This window comes from Streptomyces sp. NPDC001714, from assembly GCF_042892755.1.
Classification (GTDB): Bacteria; Actinomycetota; Actinomycetes; order Streptomycetales; family Streptomycetaceae; genus Streptomyces.
Genome location: NZ_JBIAUL010000004.1, coordinates 517,339 through 537,165, shown reverse-complemented (window position 1 = coordinate 537,165; position 19,827 = coordinate 517,339). Strand labels below are relative to the sequence as shown.

General features: G+C 73.0%; 18 protein-coding genes. 14 read left to right on the top strand and 4 right to left on the bottom strand.

The window, feature by feature from the left end:
• The first annotated feature begins 11 nt into the window (after nt 1-11).
• Both hemW and ACFY0P_RS14055 read left to right on the top strand, forming a co-directional pair.
• Complete coding sequence (gene hemW / locus ACFY0P_RS14060) at nt 12-1,244, top strand: radical SAM family heme chaperone HemW (RefSeq protein ID WP_388911345.1); 1,233 nt, start codon at nt 12-14, stop codon at nt 1,242-1,244.
• A 99-nt stretch (nt 1,245-1,343) separates the two neighbouring features.
• Nucleotides 1,344-1,922, top strand: coding sequence for a Uma2 family endonuclease (locus ACFY0P_RS14055; RefSeq protein ID WP_388911342.1), 579 nt, complete (start codon nt 1,344-1,346; stop codon nt 1,920-1,922).
• Here the strand turns inward: ACFY0P_RS14055 and ACFY0P_RS14050 are convergent.
• Together ACFY0P_RS14050 and ACFY0P_RS14045 are read right to left on the bottom strand one after the other, a co-directional pair.
• Nucleotides 1,900-2,715, bottom strand: a complete 816-nt coding sequence (locus ACFY0P_RS14050) for a DUF3097 domain-containing protein (protein ID WP_388911339.1) — start codon at nt 2,713-2,715, stop codon at nt 1,900-1,902. The genes ACFY0P_RS14055 and ACFY0P_RS14050 overlap by 23 nt on opposite strands.
• A gap of 34 nt (nt 2,716-2,749) precedes the next feature.
• Nucleotides 2,750-3,472: an MBL fold metallo-hydrolase gene (locus tag ACFY0P_RS14045; protein WP_388911336.1), complete on the bottom strand. Its 723-nt coding sequence runs from the start codon at nt 3,470-3,472 to the stop codon at nt 2,750-2,752.
• A gap of 171 nt (nt 3,473-3,643) precedes the next feature.
• Between ACFY0P_RS14045 and hrcA the strand changes: the two genes are divergently transcribed.
• From hrcA to ACFY0P_RS13995, 10 genes are all read left to right on the top strand, one after another.
• The gene (gene hrcA / locus ACFY0P_RS14040) at nt 3,644-4,660 is read left to right on the top strand and encodes a heat-inducible transcriptional repressor HrcA (RefSeq protein WP_388911333.1); all 1,017 of its coding nucleotides are present in this window, start codon (nt 3,644-3,646) and stop codon (nt 4,658-4,660) included.
• Complete coding sequence (gene dnaJ / locus ACFY0P_RS14035; RefSeq protein WP_093503154.1) at nt 4,661-5,797, top strand: molecular chaperone DnaJ; 1,137 nt, start codon at nt 4,661-4,663, stop codon at nt 5,795-5,797.
• A 397-nt stretch (nt 5,798-6,194) separates the two neighbouring features.
• Nucleotides 6,195-7,277: a nitronate monooxygenase gene (locus ACFY0P_RS14030; RefSeq protein WP_388911330.1), complete on the top strand. Its 1,083-nt coding sequence runs from the start codon at nt 6,195-6,197 to the stop codon at nt 7,275-7,277.
• Nucleotides 7,274-8,032, top strand: a complete 759-nt coding sequence (locus ACFY0P_RS14025) for a 16S rRNA (uracil(1498)-N(3))-methyltransferase (RefSeq protein ID WP_388911327.1) — start codon at nt 7,274-7,276, stop codon at nt 8,030-8,032. The genes ACFY0P_RS14030 and ACFY0P_RS14025 overlap by 4 nt, the downstream gene beginning before the upstream one ends.
• A gap of 31 nt (nt 8,033-8,063) precedes the next feature.
• Nucleotides 8,064-8,456: a VOC family protein gene (locus tag ACFY0P_RS14020; protein ID WP_388911326.1), complete on the top strand. Its 393-nt coding sequence runs from the start codon at nt 8,064-8,066 to the stop codon at nt 8,454-8,456.
• 103 nt (nt 8,457-8,559) lie between these two features.
• Entirely contained in the window at nt 8,560-9,123 is a 564-nt protein-coding gene (locus ACFY0P_RS14015) for a hypothetical protein (RefSeq protein ID WP_388911323.1), read from the top strand.
• Between the two features lie 46 nt (nt 9,124-9,169).
• Nucleotides 9,170-12,418, top strand: coding sequence for a S41 family peptidase (locus ACFY0P_RS14010; protein WP_388911320.1), 3,249 nt, complete (start codon nt 9,170-9,172; stop codon nt 12,416-12,418).
• Nucleotides 12,419-12,534: 116 nt separating this feature from the next.
• Nucleotides 12,535-12,888, top strand: a complete 354-nt coding sequence (locus ACFY0P_RS14005) for a histidine triad nucleotide-binding protein (RefSeq protein WP_388911318.1) — start codon at nt 12,535-12,537, stop codon at nt 12,886-12,888.
• 6 nt (nt 12,889-12,894) lie between these two features.
• Complete coding sequence (locus ACFY0P_RS14000) at nt 12,895-13,800, top strand: ribonuclease Z (protein ID WP_388911316.1); 906 nt, start codon at nt 12,895-12,897, stop codon at nt 13,798-13,800.
• Nucleotides 13,801-13,820: 20 nt separating this feature from the next.
• Entirely contained in the window at nt 13,821-14,825 is a 1,005-nt protein-coding gene (locus ACFY0P_RS13995) for an adenosine deaminase (RefSeq protein WP_388911314.1), read from the top strand.
• Here the strand turns inward: ACFY0P_RS13995 and ACFY0P_RS13990 are convergent.
• Entirely contained in the window at nt 14,822-16,045 is a 1,224-nt protein-coding gene (locus tag ACFY0P_RS13990; protein ID WP_388911311.1) for an MFS transporter, read from the bottom strand. The two genes, ACFY0P_RS13995 and ACFY0P_RS13990, sit on opposite strands and share 4 nt — an antisense overlap.
• 271 nt (nt 16,046-16,316) lie before the next feature.
• The gene (locus ACFY0P_RS13985) at nt 16,317-17,093 is read right to left on the bottom strand and encodes an IclR family transcriptional regulator (protein WP_388911308.1); all 777 of its coding nucleotides are present in this window, start codon (nt 17,091-17,093) and stop codon (nt 16,317-16,319) included.
• Nucleotides 17,094-17,203: 110 nt separating this feature from the next.
• Here ACFY0P_RS13985 and ACFY0P_RS13980 point away from each other — a divergent pair, with 110 nt between their 5' ends.
• Both ACFY0P_RS13980 and ACFY0P_RS13975 read left to right on the top strand, forming a co-directional pair.
• Nucleotides 17,204-18,145: a 5-dehydro-4-deoxyglucarate dehydratase gene (locus tag ACFY0P_RS13980; RefSeq protein ID WP_388911305.1), complete on the top strand. Its 942-nt coding sequence runs from the start codon at nt 17,204-17,206 to the stop codon at nt 18,143-18,145.
• Nucleotides 18,146-18,441: 296 nt separating this feature from the next.
• Nucleotides 18,442-19,617 carry a carbohydrate kinase family protein gene (locus ACFY0P_RS13975; RefSeq protein WP_388911303.1) on the top strand — a complete coding sequence of 392 codons (1,176 nt, stop codon included), beginning with the start codon at nt 18,442-18,444 and terminating at the stop codon, nt 19,615-19,617.
• Nucleotides 19,618-19,827: the final 210 nt, after the last annotated feature.

Sequence of the window (19,827 nt, the reverse complement as noted above, 5' to 3'; positions counted from 1 at the left end):
CAATGGGGGACATGCCTTCCGCACTCCCCGACGGCGAGCCCGTCCCCGACGACGGCGCGCTCCCCGCTGCCGCGCTCGACGGTGCCGCCGCCCGCCCCCTCGGGTTCTACCTGCACGTCCCCTACTGCGCGACCCGCTGCGGCTACTGCGACTTCAACACGTACACGGCGACCGAGCTGCGCGGCACCGGCGGTGTCCTCGCCTCCCGCGACAACTACGCGGACACCCTGACCGACGAAGTCAGGCTGGCCAGGAAGGTCCTGGGCGACGACCCGCGCGAGGTGCGGACCGTGTTCGTCGGGGGCGGTACGCCGACGCTGCTGGCCGCCGCCGATCTCGTACGGATGCTGCACGCGATCCGGGACGAGTTCGGGCTGGCCGCCGACGCGGAGGTCACGACCGAGGCGAACCCGGAGTCCGTCGACCCGGCCTACCTGGCCGCGCTGCGGGAGGGCGGCTTCAACCGGATCTCCTTCGGCATGCAGAGCGCACGGCAGCACGTGCTGCGGGTCCTCGACCGCACCCACACCCCCGGACGCCCCGAGGCGTGCGTCGCGGAGGCCCGCGCGGCCGGCTTCGAGCACGTCAACCTGGACCTGATCTACGGCACCCCGGGCGAGTCCGACGACGACTGGCGGGCCTCCCTGGACGCGGCGATCGGCGCCGGGCCCGACCATGTGTCGGCGTACGCGCTGATCGTCGAGGAGGGCACCCAGCTGGCCCGCCGGATCCGCCGCGGCGAGGTCCCGATGACGGACGACGACGTCCACGCCGACCGGTACCTGATCGCCGACTCGGTGCTGTCGGAGGCGGGCTTCGACTGGTACGAGGTGTCCAACTGGGCCACCTCGGAAGCGGGCCGCTGTCTGCACAACGAGCTGTACTGGCGGGGCGCCGACTGGTGGGGCGCGGGGCCGGGGGCGCACTCGCACGTGGGGGGCGTGCGGTGGTGGAACGTGAAGCACCCGGGGGCGTACGCGGCGGCGCTGGCGTCGGGGCGGTCGCCGGGGGCCGGGCGGGAGGTCCTGTCGGACGAGGACCGGCGGGTCGAGCGGATCCTGCTGGAGCTGCGGCTGCGGGAGGGGGTGCCGCTGGCACTGCTGAAGGAGGAGGGGCTGACGGCTTCGCGGCGGGCGCTGGCGGAGGGCTTGCTGGAGGCCGGTCCGTATGAGGAGGGTCGGGCCGTGCTGACGTTGCGGGGGCGGTTGCTGGCGGATGCGGTGGTCAGGGAATTGGTGGACTGATCACTCCGGCGGGTGAATCACTACGAAACGACGGTTCGATCCCTAACCTGGTTCGTAGGCTGCCGCCAAAAGGACGCGGCGGATGTGGAGGCCACGGAGATGACCGCTGTGGACGAGCGTGGGATTGCCAAGTTCTTCGAGGAGTTCGAGCCTCCCGAGGGCATCAAGGCGGAGCTCCTCCGGGGGGAAATCGTGATGATGGCCACTCCCGATCTGGTGCACAACCGGATCGTGGCGGACGTGGTGGACCAGATCCCACGCAAGGGCTGGGAACGGCTTCAGGTGACGGATGTGGACATCATCGACGAGACCAGTGAGCCCATTCCGGACTTGGTGGTTCTGGTACGCGGTGTGGCCCCGGAATCGGGCCGTCTGCTGCCGTCCCAGTTGGTGACAATGGTGGTCGAGGTGGTCTCCAAGACCAGCGTCCAGAGAGACTACGAAATCAAGCGGTCCATCTACGCCGCCGGCGAGGTGCCCGTCTATCTCATCGTGGACCCGATCATGGCGCAGTGCGTCCTACTGACGAGGCCCGTCGGGAAGGGGGAGAACGCCGACTACCAGAGGCAGCAGATCACCAAGTTCGGGGCGCCGCTGCCGCTGGAGGAACTGGGGCTGGAGCTGGACACCACCGAGTTCGGTACCTACGAGAAGGTCAGGCCCCACCGCTACCCGTGACGAAGTCGATCAGTTCCTCCACCCGGCCCAGCAGCTCCGGTTCCAGGTCCTTGTAGGAGCCCACGCGCGCGAGGATCGCCTGCCAGACCGCGCCCGTGTTGTCGGTGGGCCAGCCCAGCGCCCGGCACACCCCCGTCTTCCAGTCCTGGCCGTGCGGGACGCGGGGCCAGGAGTCGATGCCCAGCGACGACGGCTTCACCGCCTCCCAGATGTCGATGTACGGGTGACCGACGACCAGGGCGTGGTCGCTGGTGACCGCCTGGGCGATGCGCCACTCCTTGGTGCCGGGGAGCAGGTGGTCGACGAGGACGCCCAGGCGGGCGTCGGGGCCGGGGGCGAATTCGGCGACGATGGCGGGGAGGTCGTCGACGCCCTCCAGGTACTCCACCACCACGCCCTCGATGCGCAGGTCGTCGCCCCAGACCTTCTCGACCAGTTCCGCGTCGTGGCGGCCCTCCACGTAGATGCGGCCCGCGCGGGCGACACGCGCGCGTGCGCCGGGGACGGCGACCGAGCCGGAGGCGGTACGGGAGGGTCGTACGGGGGCCGCCGACGTGGGGCGTACGAGGGTGACGACCCGGCCCTCCAGGAGGAAGCCGCGCGGCTCCAGCGGGAAGACGCGGTGCTTGCCGAAGCGGTCCTCCAGGGTGACCGTGCCCGCCTCGCAGCGGATCACCGCGCCGCAGAAACCGGTACCCGGCTCCTCGACCACCAGACCGGGTTCGGCGGCCACCTCGGGCACCGGCCTCGGCTTCTTCCACGGCGGGGTCAGGTCGGCGGAGTACTGGCGCATTCGGATGACGATAGGAGAAGCCGAACCGGTGCGCCTACGACACGCCGAAACGGGCCGCCAGGGCGTCGCGCTGGGCCCGTACGAACGCAGCGTCCACCACCGCTCCGTGACCGGGTACGTACAGGGCGCGGTCGCCGCCGAGCGAGAGCAGGCGGTCCAGGGCCGCGGGCCAGCGGGACGGTACGGCGTCGGGGCCGGCCTGCGGATCGCCGGACTCCTCCACCAGGTCGCCGCAGAACACCACCTCGGGGTCGCCGGGGACCAGGACGGCGAGGTCGTGGGCGGTGTGGCCGGGGCCCACGTTGGCCAGCAGGGCCTGGCGGCCGTCGCCCAGATCGAGCGTCCACTCGCCGGACACCAGGCGGCGCGGGAGCGGGAGGGCGTCGGCCGCCTCCTCGGCCTCCGCGGCCGGCAGGCCGTTGCGGATCGCGTCCAGGCGGAGCTCCTCGCGTTCGTACGCGAAGACGGCCTCCGTGCCCACCGCCGCGTACAGGTCCGCGCCCGCGAAGGCGGCCGCGCCGAAGACATGGTCGAAGTGGGGATGGGTCAGCGCGAGATGGGTCACACGGCGGTCGGCCAGTGCCTGCGCCTCCGTACGCAACCGTGCGCCCTCCGCCAGGCTCGACCCGGCGTCCACCATCAGGGCCGTACCCGCGCCGAGGACCAGACCGGCCGTGCAGTCCCAGCCCGGCAGCCGGCACCGGCCGACCCCTTCGGCCACCCGCTCCCAGCCCAGCTCTTCCCAAGTCACCGTCATGCCGCGACGCTAGCCGTAGAACGCCATGGGTCCTGACCGACCTTGCCCAGTCAGTACCCCACGGCCGTACACTGGGCCGGGGATGCTGGCACTCGCGTTCGCAGAGTGCCAGACGAAAGGCCCGAAGTGACCGAAAGGCCGCGGGACGAGTTTCTGGAGGTGTGGCGCTGGATGCTGAGTGAACGCAGGCTTCAGGTATTGCGCGCCATCGTCCAGGACTACGTCGGCACCGAGGAACCGGTCGGGTCGAAGGCGCTGACCGAACGGCACAACCTCGGGGTCTCCCCGGCGACCGTGCGCAACGACATGGCCGCCCTGGAGGACGAGGGGTTCATCGCCCAGCCGCACACCAGCGCCGGGCGGATCCCCACCGACAAGGGCTACCGGCTGTTCGTCGACAAGCTGGCCGGCGTCAAACCGATGAGCGCGCCCGAGCGGCGGGCCATCCAGAACTTCCTCGACGGCGCCGTCGATCTCGACGACGTCGTGGCGCGGACCGTTCGGCTGCTGGCCCAGCTGACCCGGCAGGTGGCGGTCGTGCAGTACCCGTCGCTGACGCGGTCGACCGTGCGGCACGTGGAACTGCTGTCGATGGCTCCGGCCCGGCTGATGCTGGTGCTGATCACCGACACCGGGCGGGTCGAGCAGCGGATGGTCGACTGCCCGGCGCCCTTCGGGGAGACGTCTCTGGCGGACCTGCGGGCGCGGCTGAACAGCCGGGTCGCGGGGCGCCGGTTCTCGGACGTGCCCCGGCTGGTGGAGGATCTGCCGGAAGCCTTCGAGGTCGAGGACCGCGGCGCGGTCTCGGCGGTGCTCTCCACGCTGCTGGAGACGCTCGTCGAGGAGAACGAGGAGCGGCTGATGATCGGCGGCACCGCCAATCTCACCCGCTTCGGACATGACTTTCCCCTCATGATCCGGCCCGTCCTGGAGGCTCTGGAGGAGCACGTCGTGCTGCTCAAGCTCCTTGGCGAGGCCGGGGATTCGGGCATGACCGTACGCATCGGTCACGAGAACGCCTACGAGGGACTCAACTCCACGTCTGTGGTGTCGGTCGGCTACGGTTCGGGCGGCGAGGCAGTCGCCAAACTCGGCGTGGTCGGACCGACCCGCATGGATTACCCGGGAACGATGGGAGCGGTACGAGCGGTGGCACGGTACGTCGGACAGATCCTGGCGGAGTCGTAAGTGGCCACGGACTACTACGCCGTTCTCGGCGTGCGCCGCGACGCGTCGCAGGAAGAGATCAAGAAGGCCTTCCGTCGGCTCGCGCGCGAGCTGCACCCGGACGTCAACCCGGACCCGAAGACCCAGGAGCGGTTCAAGGAGATCAACGCCGCCTACGAGGTGCTCTCCGACCCGCAGAAGAAGCAGGTCTACGACCTCGGCGGCGATCCGCTCTCGCAGAGCGGCGGCGCGGGCGCGGGCGGCTTCGGGGCCGGTGGGTTCGGGAACTTCTCGGACATCATGGACGCGTTCTTCGGTACGGCGTCGCAGCGCGGGCCGCGGTCGCGTACGCGGCGCGGCCAGGACGCGATGATCCGGATCGAGGTCGAGCTCGACGAGGCGGCCTTCGGTACGACCAAGGACATCCAGGTCGACACGGCGATCGTCTGCAACACCTGCAACGGTGAGGGCGCGGCGCCGGGCACCTCCGCCCAGACGTGTGACATGTGCCGGGGCCGTGGTGAGGTCTCGCAGGTGACGCGGTCCTTCCTCGGCCAGGTCATGACCTCGCGGCCCTGCCCGCAGTGCCAGGGATTCGGGACCGTGGTGCCGACGCCGTGCCCCGAGTGCGCGGGTGACGGGCGGGTGCGGTCGCGGCGGACGCTGACCGTGAAGATCCCGGCCGGTGTCGACAACGGCACGCGGATCCAGCTCGCCGGTGAGGGTGAGGTCGGGCCCGGTGGCGGTCCCGCCGGTGACCTGTACGTCGAGATCCACGAGCTGCCGCACTCGACGTTCCAGCGGCGCGGGGACGACCTGCACTGCACGGTGACGATTCCGATGACGGCGGCGTCGCTCGGTACGAAGGTGCCGTTGGAGACGCTGGACGGTCTTGAGGAGGTCGACATCCGGCCGGGCACGCAGTCCGGGCAGTCGATTCCGCTGCACGGGCGTGGGGTCACGCATCTGCGGGGCGGCGGACGGGGTGACCTGATCGTGCACGTCGAGGTGACGACGCCTACGAAGTTGGACCCCGAGCAGGAGCGACTGCTGAGGGAGCTGGCGAAGCTGCGGGGGGAGGAGCGGCCGCAGGGGCAGTTCCAGCCCGGTCAGCAAGGGCTGTTCAGCCGGCTGAAGGACGCGTTCAACGGGCGTTGAGCCGGTGCCCCCGGCGGGGCGTGCCGTGAAGGGGCTCCGCCCCTTCGACCCCGCCAGGGGGCTCCGCCCCCTGGACCCCGGGGACCTGTGCCCACCCACCACCGACTCGGTCCGTGAGAAGGTGCGGCCGCCCCTCAGCCGGGGTCGGTCGAGAGGCGGGGGAGCGACTGTTCGACTCGGGACATGGGAAGGTGCGGCCGCCCCTCGGCCCGGGTCGGTCGAGAGGCCGGGGGGGGGCGCCTGTCGCCCCTCGAGTCGGTCGGTCGACAGGCGAGGTCGTCCCGTGGCTCCGGCGGTCGAGAAGCGAGGTCGGGGGCGGTGGGTGGGGAGATTTCTGGCATGTGCCAAAGGGGCGGCCCGATTCGGTCTTGTTCAAAGGACGTGACAACATGCCGTCATGTCCTCCGCACTGACCGATCTCTTCCCTCTTCCGATCGTGCAGGCCCCCATGGCGGGCGGGGTCTCCGTCCCGCAGCTCGCTGCCGCCGTGTCCGGGGCGGGCGGGCTGGGGTTCCTCGCCGCCGGGTACAAGACCGCCGACGGGATGTACCAGGAGATCAAGCAACTGCGGGGGCTGACCGGCCGTCCCTTCGGCGTGAATCTCTTCATGCCGCAGCCGGAGTACGCGGAGTCCGGCACCGTGGAGGTCTACGCGCATCAGCTGGCCGGTGAGGCCGCCTGGTACGAGACCGAGCTCGGCGACCCGGACAGCGGCCGGGACGACGGGTACGAGGCGAAGCTGGCCGTGCTGCTCGACAACCCCGTGGCCGCCGTCTCCTTCCACTTCGGTGTGCCGACGCGGGAGGCGCTGGAGTCGCTGCGGCGCGCCGGGACGTTCACGCTGGTCACCGCCACCACCGCCGAGGAGGCCCTCGCCGTCGAGCGGGCCGGGGCGGACGCGGTGATCGCCCAGGGCGTGGAGGCCGGGGGACACCAGGGCACCCACCGGGACGTGCCGGAGAACGACGGGTCCGGGATCGGGCTGCTGTCGCTGGTCGCCCAGATACGCGAGACCGTGCGGATCCCGGTCGTCGCCGCGGGCGGGATCATGCGCGGCAGCCAGATCGCGGCCGTACTGGCGGCGGGGGCGAGCGCCGCGCAACTGGGCACCGCCTTCCTCGCCACCCCGGAGTCCGGCGCCGTCGGCCTGCACAAGCAGGCGCTCACCGACCCGCTGTTCACGCGGACCGCGCTCACCCGGGCGTTCTCCGGACGGCCCGCCCGCGGCCTGGTCAACCGGTTCATGCGCGAGCACGGCCCGTACGCGCCCGCCGCCTACCCGGAGGTCCACCACCTCACCGCCCCGCTGCGCAAGGCCGCCGCCAGGGCCGGGGACGCGCAGGGCATGGCCCTGTGGGCCGGACAGGGCCACCGGATGGCCCGCGAGCTGCCCGCCGGACAGCTGGTGGAGACCCTCGCGGAGGAACTGGCCGCCGCGTCGACAGCGTTGTCGACCAAGGGGGAGGGGGAGAGGCGATGACCGCTCCCGTGTTCGTGCTCGATCCGCTGGTCGTGCCCGGTTTCTCGGGTGGCGAGGTCGTCCTGGACGGTCCCGAGGGACGGCACGCCGTCTCCGTGAAGCGGCTGCAGCCCGGTGAGGACGTCATCCTCACCGACGGGCACGGGCGCTGGACCGAGGGCGTGGTGCGGGCCGCCGAGGGCAAGGACCGGCTGGTGGTGACGGGGCTGGAGAGCGTCCGGGAGGAACCCCTGCCGCAGCCGCGGATCACCGTCGTCCAGGCCCTCCCCAAGGGGGACCGCGGCGAGGTCGCCGTGGAGACCATGACCGAGGTCGGCGTCGACGCGATCGTGCCCTGGCAGGCCGCCCGCTGCATCACGCAGTGGCGGGGCGAGCGGGGGCTGAAGGCGCTCGGCAAGTGGCGGGCCACCGCCCGCGAGGCCGGCAAGCAGTCCCGCCGGGTACGGTTCCCGGAGATCGGGGACGCGGTGAGCACCAGACAGGTTGCGGCGCTTCTGGCCAAGGCCGACCTCGCCGCCGTGCTCCACTCCGACTTCGGGCACGACAGCGCGCCGCTCGCCGAGGCCGAGTTGCCCGCCGCGGGCGAGATCGTGCTGGTCGTCGGGCCCGAAGGGGGCGTCGCCCGGGACGAGATCGCGCTGTTCGAGGAGGCGGGTGCGAAGGCGTACACCCTGGGGCCTACCGTGATGCGCACCTCGACCGCCGGAACCGCGGCCACGGCCCTGCTGCTGGGCCGCACCGGCCGGTGGTCCTGAACCGACCGCGCCACACCCTGGGGGACGCGCCGTGGAACTCGCCCAAGTCCGGCTCCTGGTCACCGACTTCGCCGCCTGCTACCGCTTCTACGCCGAGGTGCTCGGGCTGAAGCCGCAGTCGGGGGCGAGCGAGGGGCCGTACGAGAAGTTCAGCCCGCACGCCGGGTCGGCGGGGATCGCCCTGCAGGACCGGGCGATGATGGCCGCGATACTGAGCGAGCTGGGGGACGCGGCGACCGGGCACCGTTCGCTGGTGGTGCTGCGCGTCGACGACCTGGACGGCTACTGCGAGCAGATCACCGCGCGGGGCGCCGTCCTCGTGCACGGACCCGAGCCGATGACGGAACGCATGCGGGTCGCCCACCTCAAGGACCCCGAGGGCAACCTGGTGGAACTGCAGGAGTGGCTGCTGCTGCAGACCTGAGGAAGCCCGCGGCAGAGGCCACCGGCACGGGTGACCTCTCCGAACACGTGAGTGGCCGTATGTCCCCTACCGCCACCGGCGCGACGGTGGCAGGCTGCCCTCCATGGGGGTATTGAGGCGGATTTGGGGCCGACCGCGCGGGACCAGGGTGGCGGCCGTGGCAGGGCTTGCGGTGGTCGCCGTGGGTGGTGCGGTGGCCTGTCAGCCGAGCGACCTGAACACCGCGACGGTCGCCTACACCACCGACCGGACCGCCACCGCCGAGCTGAAACGCCAGCACGTCGACGTCGACTGGCTCACCTGCACCGGCAACTACGGGTCGTCGGCGGGGACCACGAAGAGCACGAGGACGCCGTCGGCCACCTCGACCACCGTCGTCTCCGTCGACTGCCAGGGCCGGACCGGTGACGGCCGGAGCATCACCGTCACCGGCCGCGTCACCAAGGCCGTCAGCGGCGCCTGCGTGCGCGGGAACCTCGTCGCCAAGGTCGGCGGCAAGGAGTGGTTCCGGGTGAACGGCCTCGGCGACTGCGACGCCACGCCGGGGCCGACGTACAGCACCTACCGGCCGCCCACGTACGGGCAGCAGCCCGGCCCCACCGTGACCGTCACGAAGACCATCTGGTGCCAGGGCGACCCCAAGTGCTGGCCGGTGCAGGGCAAGTGATCCAAATCGGCCACCGGGAACACGCCGCGATGCATAGGCTGAGCGAGTGACTCAGGGTGCAGCGACAGGACCGCGGTCCTACCTCCGATTTCCGCATGTCCACGGCGATCTGGTCGCCTTCACCGCCGAGGACGACGTGTGGCTCGCGCCCCTGGACGGCGGCCGGGCCTGGCGGGTCAGCGCCGACAACGTCCCCGTGACGCTGCCGCGCATCTCGCCCGACGGGACCACGGTCGCCTGGACCTCCACCCGCGACGGCGCCCCCGAGATCCACGTCGCCCCCGTCGACGGCGGCTCGTCCACCCGTCTGACGCACTGGGGGAGTTCCCGTACCCAGGTGCGCGGCTGGACCGCCGACGGGCAGGTCCTCGCGATCTCCACCTACGGCCAGGCCAGCCTCCGGCGCAGCTGGGCCCACACCGTCCCGCTCGACGGCGGCCCGTCCACCGTCCTGCCGTACGGCCCGGTCGGCCACGTCGCGTTCGGGCCGGCCACCGTGCTGCTGTCCGCGCCGATGGGGCGGGAGGCGGCCTGGTGGAAGCGGTACCGGGGCGGTACGGCGGGCAAGCTGTGGATCGACCGGGAGGGGGACGGCGAGTTCGTACGGCTGCACGCGGAGTTGGACGGGAACCTGGAGTACCCCGTGTGGGCCGGCGACCGGATCGCGTTCCTCTCCGACCACGAGGGCACCGGGGCGCTGTACTCCTCCCTCGCCGACGGCTCGGACCTGCGCCGGCACACCCCGCACGGGGGCACCTCCCGCTCGAGCGAAGCCGAGAGCGGGGGAGGCTTCTACGCCCGGCACGCGTGCGGCGACGGCACCCGCGTCGTCTACGCCTGTGCCGGTGAACTCTGGCTCCTCGACGACCTGGAGGGCGCCGAGCCGCGCCGCCTGGACATCCGGCTCGGCGGGTCCCGGGTGGACCGGCAGCCGTACCCGGTCAACGCGGCCCGCTGGTTCAGCTCCGCCTCGCCCGACCACACCGCGCGCGGCAGCGCCGTCCTGGTGCGCGGCGGCGTGCACTGGGTGACCCACCGGTCCGGCCCGGCGCGGGCCCTCGCGGCCCAGCCCGGCGTACGGGCCCGGCTGCCCGTCACCTTCCGCGCGGACACCGAGGAATGGGTGGTGTGGGTGACGGACGCCGAGGGCGACGACGCCCTGGAGTTCGCTCCCGCCACCGGTCTCGTGCCCGGCGCCACCCCGCGCCGGATCGCCGCCGGACAGCTCGGCCGGGTCCTGGACCTCGCCGTCGCCCCCGACGGCGGCCGGGTCGCCGTCGCCGCCCACGACGGCCGGCTGCTCCTCGTCGAACGCGAGACGGGCGAGGTCCGCGAGGTCGACCGGAGCGAGGACGGCGACGTCTCCGGGCTGGCCTTCTCCCCGGACTCCGGCTGGCTCGCCTGGTCCCACCCCGGCGCCGGCGGCCTCTGCCAGCTCCGCATCGCCCACACCACCGACCTGACCGTCACCGAGGCGACCCCGCTGCGGTTCCGGGACTACGACCCCGCCTTCACCCGCGACGGCAAACACCTCGCGTTCCTCTCCACCCGCTCCTTCGACCCGGTCTACGACGAGCACGTCTTCGACCTGGCCTTCGTGGTCGGCGACCGCCCGCACCTGATCACCCTGGCGGCCACCACGCCCTCCCCGTTCGGCCCGCAGCGGCACGGCCGCCCCTTCGAGACCCCGGACAAGGACGAGACCCCGGACGCCGAGGGCACCCCCGCCACCCGCGTCGACCTGGAGGGCCTCGCCGACCGGATCGTGCCCTTCCCCGTCGAGGCCGGCCGCTACTCCACGCTCCGCGCCGCCAAGGACGGCATACTCTGGCTGCGCCACCCGGTCCGCGGCGTGCTCGGCGCCTCCCGCGCCCACCCCGAGGACCCGGCGCCCAAGACCGAGCTGGAGCGCTACGACCTCGCCCAGCAGCGCATCGAGTACCTCGCCTCCGACGCCGACCACTTCGAGGTCAGCGGCGACGGCAAACGCGTCCTGCTCTGGGCCGACGGCAAGCTCAAGGTCGTACCCAGCGACCGCCGCGCCTCGAACGACGACGACAGCGACACCAACATCACCGTCGACCTGTCCCGGGTCCGGCAGACCGTCGACCCGGCCGCCGAGTGGCGGCAGATGTTCGACGAGACCGGCCGCATCATGCGCGACCAGTTCTGGCGGCCCGACCTCGGCGGCGTCGACTGGAACGGCGTCCTCGACCGCTACCGCCCGCTCGTCGACCGGGTCGCCACCCACGACGACCTCGTCGACCTGCTCTGGGAGGTCCAGGGCGAACTCGGCACCTCGCACGCCTACGTCACCCCCAACGGCGGCCACGGCCGCGGCGCCCGCCAGGGCCTGCTCGGCGCCGACATCTCCCGGCACGCGGACGGCAGCTGGCGCATCGACCGGATCCTGCCCGCCGAGACCTCCGACCCCGGCGCCCGCTCCCCGCTCGCCGCACCCGGCGCCGCGGTACGCCCCGGCGACGCCATCGTCGCCGTCGCCGGCCGTCCCGTCGACCCGGTGACCGGCCCCGGCCCGCTGCTCGTCGGCACGGCAGGCAAGGCCGTCGAACTGACCGTGTCCCCGGCGGGCGGCGGTGAGTTGCGGCACCCGGTCGTCGTCCCGGTCGCCGACGAGGAACCGCTGCGCTACCACGCGTGGGTGGCCGACCGCAGGGCCCACGTCCACGAGCTGTCCGGCGGCCGCCTCGGCTACCTCCACGTCCCCGACATGCAGGCGCCCGGCTGGGCCCAGATCCACCGCGACCTGAGCGTGGAGATGGCGCGCGAGGGCATCGTCGTGGACGTCCGGGAGAACCGCGGCGGGCACACCTCCCAGCTGGTCGTGGAGAAGCTGGCCCGGCGCATCGTCGGCTGGGACCTGCCGCGCGGCATGCGGCCGTTCAGCTACCCGAGGGACGCGCCCCGGGGACCCGTCGTGGTCGTCGCCAACGAGTTCTCCGGCTCGGACGGTGACATCGTCAACGCGGCGATCAAGGCGCTCGGCATCGGCCCGGTGGTCGGCACCCGCACCTGGGGCGGCGTGATCGGCATCGACAGCCGGTACCGCCTGGTCGACGACACGCTGGTCACCCAGCCGAAGTACGCGTTCTGGCTGGAGGGCTACGGCTGGGGCGTGGAGAACCACGGCGTCGACCCGGACGTGGAGGTGGTCCAGCGTCCGCAGGACTGGGGCGCGGGCCGCGATCCCCAGCTGGACGAGGCGGTGCGGATCGCGCTGGAGGCGTTGGAAGCGGCACCTGCGAAGACTCCGCCGACGCTGCCGACCTCTTAGGGGCGCGGGGCTGCATATGACATGCGGCTCCGCCGCGGGGCGCGACCAGCCCCCACCGACCCGCACCCGGCGACGATACGATGCTGCCGGAACTGATCACCGGTCGAGGAGAAAACGTGGCAGGGGAACCCCAGGACGACTGCCTGTTCTGCAAGATCGTCGCAGGCCACGTCCCCGCGACGATCGTCCGCGAGACGGACACCACCGTCGCCTTCCGGGACATCAACCCCCAGGCGCCCACCCACGTCCTGGTGATCCCCAGGGTCCACTACAGGAACGCGGCCGAGCTCGCCGCGGGCGAACCCGCCGTCGCCGCCGACATACTGCGTGAGGCGCAGGCCGTGGCCGACGAGGACAAGCTGGAGAGCTACCGCGTCGTCTTCAACACCGGCAGCGGCGCCGGCCAGACCGTCTGGCACGCGCACGCCCACGTCATCGGCGGCCGCGGCCTGCAGTGGCCGCCCGGATAACCAGCCGTGTCCGTACGTGAACTGGTGGTCCTCGGCACCGCCAGCCAGGTCCCCACCCGGCACCGCAACCACAACGGCTACCTGCTGCGCTGGGACGGCGAGGGCATCCTCTTCGACCCCGGCGAGGGCACCCAGCGGCAGATGCTGCGGGCCGGGGTCGCCGCGCACGACCTGAACCGGATCTGCGTCACCCACTTCCACGGCGACCACTCCCTCGGCCTCGCCGGAGTCATCCAGCGCATCAACCTCGACCAGGTCCCGCACCCGGTCACCGCGCACTACCCGCGCTCGGGCCGGCGCTTCTTCGACCGGCTCCGGTACGCCACCGCCTACCGCGAGACCGTCGGCATCACCGAGGCCCCGGTCGACGCGGACGGCGACCTCGCGGCCACCCGTGCCTACACGCTTCAGGCCCGCAAGCTCTCCCACCCCGTCGAGTCGTACGGCTACCGGCTCACCGAGCCCGACGGCCGCCGCATGCTGCCCGAACGGCTCGCCGCGCACGGCATCACCGGCCCCGACGTCGGCCGGCTCCAGCGCGAGGGAGCCCTCGGGGACGTCACGATCGACGACGTCAGCGAGGTGCGGCGCGGACAGCGGTTCGCGTTCGTGATGGACACCCGGCTCTGCGACGGCGTGTACGCGCTCGCCGAGGGCTGCGACCTGCTCGTCATCGAGTCGACCTTCCTCGACGAGGACGCCGGACTCGCCGCGGATCACGGTCACCTGACCGCGGGTCAGGCGGCGGCCGTCGCCCGGGACGCGGGGGTGCGGCACCTCGTGCTGACCCACTTCAGCCAGCGCTACTCGGACCCCGGCGACTTCGAACGGCAGGCGCGGGCCGCCGGCTACGAGGGCGAGCTGACCGTCGCCCACGACCTGCTCCGAGTGCCGGTCCCGAAGCGCAGGTGAAGCGGCCGTACCATGCTTTGATGCCCCTCCCCAAAGCAGAACTGCACCTCCACATCGAAGGCACCCTGGAGCCCGAGCTGGCGTTCCTGCTGGCCGCGCGCAACGACGTCGAGCTGCCCTACGCGGACACCGACGCGCTGCGCAAGGCGTACCAGTTCGAGGACCTGCAGTCGTTCCTGAACCTGTACTACGAGCTCATGGCCGTCCTGCGCACCGAGCAGGACTTCGACGACCTCGCCGACGCGTACCTCTCGCGGGCCGCCGCGCAGGGCGTGCGGCACGCCGAGATCTTCTTCGACCCGCAGGCGCACCTCGCGCGGGGCGTGGACATGGGCACGGTCGTCGAGGGCCTGTGGCGGGCGCTCGGCCGCAGCGTCGACAGCCACGGGATCTCCACCCGCCTCATCATGTGCTTCCTGCGGGACGAGTCCGCCGAGTCGGCGATGGCGGCACTGGAGGCGGCGAAGCCGTACCTCGACCGGATCACCGGCATCGGGCTCGACTCCGCCGAGGTCGGGCACCCGCCGGCCAAGTTCCGCGAGGTGTACGAGGCGGCGGCCGAGCTGGGGCTGCGGCGGGTGGCCCACGCGGGTGAGGAGGGGCCGCCGGAGTACATCACCGAGGCGCTGGACGTGCTCGGCGTCGAGCGCGTCGACCACGGGCTGCGCTGCATGGAGGACCCGCGGCTGGTGGAGCGTCTGGTGCGGGAGCGGATCCCGCTGACGCTGTGCCCGCTGTCGAACGTCCGGCTCCGCGCGGTCGACGTGCTCACCGAGCATCCGCTTCCCGCCATGATCGAGGCGGGGCTGCTGTGCACGGTCAACTCCGACGACCCGGCCTACTTCGGTGGTTACGTCGCCGACAACTACCACGCCGTGCGCGACGCCCTGGGCCTGTCCAGGGAGCAGATGCGGGAACTGGCCCGCAACTCCTTCCTCGCGTCCTTCCTCGACGACGAGGAGGAGCTGAGGGCGCGCTACCTGGCCGAGGTCGACGCCTACGAGTTCGGCCGGGCCCACGGCTAGGCGGCGACGTCCAGCCGTACCGCCGTCCCGTCGGTGAGCGCCGGGCCGGTCGTGACGGTGGTGGTCCTGCGCCGCAGCGCCACCGCCGTCAGCGGTACCGCGACCGCCAGCAGGCCCACCGCGAGGACCGTCCCCATCGCCGGGAAACCGGCCCGCGCGGCCAGCAGGCTGCCGGTCATCGGGCCGACGGCCGTCCCCAGCGACGACGCCGACCCGACCAGCACCGCCCAGCGGCCCCGCGGGTCGAGGGCGGCGGCCAGCCCGATGACGTACGACAGGACGACCGGGTAGAGCAGGTTCCAGGCGATCTCGCCGGTCGCGAAGGTCGTCAGGTCGGTGGCGGACGCGCTGAGCGCGATACAGCCCGCGATCAGCACGGTGCCGAGACCGATGGGCAGGGCCCGGCCGAGTCGCGGGCCGAGGGCGCCCGCGCCGACCACGCCGAGCAGGCCGGTGCCGAGCGCCACCGCGAACACCGCGCCGACGGTCGCCTCGCCGAGATGCGCCTGCGTCAGGCCGATCCGGCCGCTGACCCCCCAGAGCGAGTTCTGCGCGGCCGACCAGCACGGCATCGCGGCCGCGAGCAGCAGGCCCGAACGGAGGTGGGGCAGCCGGGAGTCGGTCGCGGTGCGGGGGAGGGGCGGGGCGGTGCGGGGGGACAGGCGGGCGGTGAGCGGCCAGACCGCGAGCGCCGTGAGCGCGATCGCGGCGAGGGGCTGCGCGTGGCCGGGGCCGAGGTGTGGGACCGTCAGATAGACGGCCCCCGCGAGGGCGGAGACGCCGAGCAGGCCGAGGGTGGTGGTGCGGTGGGGATCACTCCCCCACGCTCGAACCCCCTCGCGCGGGGGGACCCCCGTTGCGGCGATGCCGGTCGCGGCCACCGCGGTGACCGTGCCGGAGCCGAATCCGCCGACGACTGCGCCGGCGATGACCGCGGGGACGGTGGTGGTCAGGGCCGCCCCGCCGTAACCGAGGACCGCGAGCAGGAGGCCGAGGCGGGCGAGTGTGCGGGGGCCGATGCGGTCGACCCGGGACGCGAGGAGGAAGCCGGCCGTCGCCGAACTCAGCAGCAGGGCACTGCCGATGGCGCCTGCCTGGGTGGCGGAGAGGGGGAGCCCCGATTCGAGCCTGCCGACGGTGGTCGGGAGGAGGTACGGGGCCAGGTACCCGGCCGTGAAGAGGGCGACGAGGGGCCAGGGGGTGGTGCGGGGGGCGAACACGGGCGTTCCCAGGGCATGCGAAAGGAGCGGCTCGAGAAGGGGGTTGGGCGCAGGCCGTCGAGGGACAGGAACGCGCGGAGAATTTGTATCAAGTGGGGAGAGGGAGCAGAAGGGTGGGGGGTGTGATGTGGGGCACGGTGGGGTTTCGAGGGTGGGGAAGGGGGTAGGAGCGCCGCGCGCCGTGGGGGGTTCGGTGGTGGTGCGGGTGCAGGTGCGATGTGGTTGGTCGTGACCGGCCCGCACCCGGCAACGAACCGGTCCTCCCCGCCCCTCAGCGCCAGTTGACCGTGCCGCCCGTTGTCGCTGACTCGATGCGGGTGCGGGTTTCCTGCATCACCGTCACGATCTCTGCCTCGTGCTCCGGGGTCAGGCGGGCCAGCGGTACCGAGCAGCTGATCGCGTCCTGGGCCGGGGTGTCGTAGCGCAGGGCGAAGCCGAAGCCGGTGATGCCGAGGACGCTCTCCTCGCGGTCGATCGCGTAGCCGCGGGCGCGGACCCCGGCCAGGTCGGCGGAGAGCGCGTCCGGGGTCGTGCGGGTGTTGGGGGTCAGGGGCCGGTACGGGCCCTCGGGGAGGTCGCCGGCCGGGCGCTCCGCCAGCAGCGCCTTGCCGAGCGCGCCCGCGTGGGCCGGGAGGCGGCGGCCCACCCTGCTGATCGTGCGCAGGTACTCGTGGGACTCCCGGGTCGCCAGGTACGCCACGTCCGGGCCGTCCAGGCGGGCCAGGTGGATCGTCTCGCCGAGTTCCTCGGACGCCTCGTCGAGGTAGGGGCGTACGAGGCGGACGCGCGGGTCGGAGTCCAGGTAGCTCGTGCCGGTCAGCAGGGTGCGGATGCCGATGCCGTAGAGGGAGCCGGTCGTGTCGGTGCGCACCCAGCCCCTGGCGATCAGCGTCTGGAGGAGGGCGTACATCGAGCTGCGCGGCACGCCGAGGTCGTCCGCCAGTTCCTGGAGGCGGGCCGGGCGGTCGCCGCGGGCGGCGAGGAGCTCCAGCAGCTCCACGGTGCGCGCCGCGGACTTCACCTCGCGGACCCCTGCTGTCTCGGACATGAGCAGATCGTATGGGGGCGGTGGTGGTGGGCGCCGTTGACGGGGGTGCGTTCGCATATCTAGAGTCTGTCTTCATACGTGGATGACGTCTACATGGGGAGATGGATGCGGTGACCGGACAGCCGGAGCATGTGGTGCGGAGGCTGCGGGACGGGATGGCGGGCGGGGTGCTGTCGTTCCCGCTCACCTCGTTCCACCCCGACGGATCCCTCGACGTGGACGGATTCCGGGCCTACGTCGCCGGGCAGTTGGCCGCCGGGCCCGGCGCGCTCTTCCCGGCCTGCGGCACCGGGGAGTTCTTCTCGCTGGACGAGGAGGAGTACCGGCAGGTCGTGAGCGTGGCGGTCGAGGAGGCGGGCGGGCGGGTGCCCGTGGTCGCCGGGGTGGGGTACGGCTGGGCGCAGGCCGTCCGGTTCGCGCGCATCGCGGAGGAGGCCGGGGCCGACGCCCTGCTCGTGCTGCCGCATTACCTCGTCGCCGCCCCGCAGGAGGGGTTGGTCGCGCAGGTCGAGGCGATCGCGGGCCGGACCGGGCTGCCGCTCGTCGTCTACCAGCGCGGCCAGGTCACGTACACCGCCGAGTCGTTGGCGCGGATCGCCGGCATCCCCGGCGTCATCGGGCTCAAGGACGGGCACAGCGACCTCGACCGGCTCCAGCGGCTCACCCTCGCCGCCCCGGACGGCTTCCTCTTCTTCAACGGCGCCGCGACCGCCGAGATCCAGGCCCGCGCCTACGCCACCGTCGGCGTCCCCGCCTACTCCTCCGCCGTGCACGCCTTCGCCCCCGAGATCGCCGACGCCTTCTTCGCCGCCCTGCAGGGCGGCGACCAGGGCACCGTCGACAAGCTGCTGCGCGACTTCTACGTGCCGTTCGTCGAACTGCGCGACCGGGCGCCCGGATACGCGGTGTCGCTGGTGAAGGCGGCGGCCCGGCTGCGCGGCCGGCCGGTGGGTCCCGTGCGCGCCCCGCTCACCGACCCGTCCGCCGTCGACCTCGCCGACCTCGAGGGCCTGCTCGGCGCCGGTCTCGACCTCGTGGGAGCGTCCTGGTGAACCTGACGACCACCGACGTCCGCGGCACGCCGGTCCTCGTCGCCGACCGCCGCTGCACACGCGGGGCGTCCACCGGCCGTACCCGCACCGGCTGATCGTCGAGGCGGAGACCGCGGCGGGACGCTCCGCGACCGCGACGGCGGGGCGGCGATGCGGGCGGCCGAGCCGGGCCGTACGAAACCGGCCGGGCTCCGCCGGTGGCGCCGCCCGTTCGGGCGGTCGTACGGCGAGAGCGGACGCCGCTCCCGTGACATGGTGCACACTGGCCGGATCCGCACCACGTCAGGGAGCGCACCGTGACCGCGTCCAACGCGTTCGCCGGAGAGGAACCGGAGTACCTCGACGACGACAGGGGAGCAACAGCACCGCACTGCGCCGCACAGGTCGACCCGCTGGCCGCCCTGCGCACGCCGGACGATCCGCCCTGGGACGTCTACCTCACCGGCACCGTCTTCCTCGACATCGTCTTCACCGGCCTCGACTCCGCGCCGGTGCGCGGCACCGAGTCGTGGGCCCGGGGCATGGGTTCCAGCCCCGGCGGCGTCGCCAACATGGCCACCGCCCTCGCCCGCCTCGGCCTGAAGACCTCCCTCGCGGCCGCCTTCGGCGACGACCACTACGGCGAGTACTGCTGGGACGCGCTCGCCCAGGGCGAGGGCATCGACCTCTCCCCGTCCCGGACCGTGCGCGGCTGGCACTCGCCGGTCACCGTCTCCATGGCGTACGAGGGGGAGCGGACCATGGTCTCGCACGGGCACGAGCCGCCCGCCGACACCCTGTTCCGCCAGCAGAACGCACCCGGTCACCCCGCCCGTGCGCGTGCCGCCGTCGCCTCCCTCACGCCCGGCAAACGCAACCCCTGGATCGCCAGGGCGGCCGCCGAGGGGACCCGCATCTTCGCCGACGTCGGCTGGGACGACACGGGTGCGTGGGACCTCGCGGGCCTCGCCGATCTGGAGCACTGCGAGGCGTTCCTGCCCAACGCGGAGGAGGCGCGGCGGTACACCGGCGCGGACTGCCCGCGGGCCGCCGCGCACGCCCTCACCGAGTACGTGCCGCTCGCCGTGGTCACCCTCGGGTCGGAGGGCGCCTACGCCGTCGACGGGCGTACCGGCGAGTCCGCGGAGGTGCCGGCGATCGCCGTGGAGGCCCTCGACCCGACCGGCGCGGGCGACGTCTTCGTCGCCGGCTTCGTCACCGGCACCCTCGCGGACTGGCCGCTCGCCGACCGCCTCGCCTTCGCGGGGCTGACCGCGGCGCTCTCCGTCCAGGAGTTCGGCGGCTCCCTGTCCGCTCCCGGGTGGTCGGAGATCGGGGCGTGGTGGCGGAAGGTGCAGTCGGTGGCGGGGCAGGATCCGGCGGCGCTGCGACGGTACGCGTTCCTGGAGGGCCTGGTGCCGCAGGAGGACCAGGTCAGGCCGTGGCCGCTGCGGAGGGCGGTGCCGACGATCGGGTTCGGGCGGACGGGGTGACGATCGCGGGTGCGGGTGTGTGGGGGCCGGGGCGGGGGGTTTCGCTCACCGGCGCTTGCAGGGTGCCTCCCCCACGCTCGGCTTCGCTCGCGCGGGGGCCCCACCGCCCACCCGTGCCGCCCCAGCGGCACGACTGCCCGCAGCTATGTGGCTGACGCGACTGCAGCGCCCCGCAAGGGGCGCTGGGGGTACCCCCGGCCGAAGGCTGGG